1 protein-coding gene is annotated in these 216 nt (G+C 50.5%); it reads left to right on the top strand.

Annotation, left to right across the window (positions count from 1 at the left end):
- On the top strand, positions 1-216 hold a 216-nt coding region (locus PSH50_RS21175; RefSeq protein WP_273610079.1), incomplete at both ends, for a hypothetical protein.

Genomic DNA, 216 nt, shown 5'->3' with positions numbered 1-216 from the left:
CGATTTCAGCACAAGATTCAGTCGAACTTGATAACACCGCAGCGATCACAACCAGCATTGATAAAACAGCCGACGGTGTGATTAATGGTAACGGTGAAAGCGCCGCCATGGTCGTGCGTGGCACGGTTAGCGATGTGGAAGAGGGTCAAACCGTGACGGTGATTATCAGTGATGGCACAAACCAAGTTGAAACCACGGCACTTGTACAAAACGGCG

It is taken from the genome of Pseudoalteromonas sp. Angola-7, assembly GCF_028599255.1.
GTDB classification, from domain to species: domain Bacteria; phylum Pseudomonadota; class Gammaproteobacteria; order Enterobacterales; family Alteromonadaceae; genus Pseudoalteromonas; species Pseudoalteromonas atlantica.
Note: the sequence above shows the minus strand (reverse complement) of the source record. Positions and strands in the feature narration are given on the sequence as shown.